Consider the following 1260-nt stretch of genomic DNA (forward strand, 5'->3'; position numbering starts at 1 on the left):
CCTTCACAGGCTTACAGAACGCTCCTCTACCGCATCACCAAAGGTGATACCCGTAGCTTCGGTGCATGGTTTGAGCCCCGTTACATCTTCCGCGCAGGCCGACTCGACTAGTGAGCTATTACGCTTTCTTTAAAGGGTGGCTGCTTCTAAGCCAACCTCCTAGCTGTCTAAGCCTTCCCACATCGTTTCCCACTTAACCATGACTTTGGGACCTTAGCTGACGGTCTGGGTTGTTTCCCTTTTCACGACGGACGTTAGCACCCGCCGTGTGTCTCCCATGCTCGGCACTTGTAGGTATTCGGAGTTTGCATCGGTTTGGTAAGTCGGGATGACCCCCTAGCCGAAACAGTGCTCTACCCCCTACAGTGATACATGAGGCGCTACCTAAATAGCTTTCGAGGAGAACCAGCTATCTCCGAGCTTGATTAGCCTTTCACTCCGATCCACAGGTCATCCGCTAACTTTTCAACGGTAGTCGGTTCGGTCCTCCAGTCAGTGTTACCTAACCTTCAACCTGCCCATGGATAGATCGCCCGGTTTCGGGTCTATTCCCAGCGACTAGACGCCCTATTAAGACTCGCTTTCGCTACGCCTCCCCTATTCGGTTAAGCTTGCCACTGAAAATAAGTCGCTGACCCATTATACAAAAGGTACGCAGTCACCCAACAAAGTGGGCTCCCACTGCTTGTACGCATACGGTTTCAGGATCTATTTCACTCCGCTCTCCGCGGTTCTTTTCGCCTTTCCCTCACGGTACTGGTTCACTATCGGTCAGTCAGTAGTATTTAGCCTTGGAGGATGGTCCCCCCATATTCAGACAAGGTTTCTCGTGCCCCGTCCTACTCGATTTCATTGCAAAGAGACTTTCGCGTACAGGGCTATCACCCACTATGGCCGCACTTTCCAGAGCGTTCCGCTACTCTCAATCCAACTTAAGGGCTGGTCCCCGTTCGCTCGCCACTACTAAGGGAATCTCGGTTGATTTCTTTTCCTCAGGGTACTTAGATGTTTCAGTTCCCCTGGTTCGCTCCATACACCTATGTATTCAGTGTAAGGTAACTGTCTTATGACAGCTGGGTTCCCCCATTCAGACATCTCCGGATCACAGTCTGTTTGCCGACTCCCCGAAGCTTTTCGCAGGCTACCACGTCTTTCATCGCCTCTGACTGCCAAGGCATCCACCGTATGCGCTTCTTCACTTGACCATATAACCCCAAGCAATCTGGTTATACTGTGAAGACGACATTCGCCGAAAGTTTG

Annotated in this window: 1 rRNA gene; it reads right to left on the bottom strand. The window is 51.4% G+C overall.

Annotated elements, in window-relative coordinates:
* Positions 1 to 1205, bottom strand: a 23S ribosomal RNA gene (locus AO065_RS00020); the annotation flags it as partial.
* Positions 1206 to 1260 lie beyond the last annotated feature (55 nt).

The sequence above is a fragment of the Pseudomonas viridiflava genome (assembly GCF_001642795.1).
Lineage (GTDB): Bacteria > Pseudomonadota > Gammaproteobacteria > Pseudomonadales > Pseudomonadaceae > Aquipseudomonas > Aquipseudomonas viridiflava.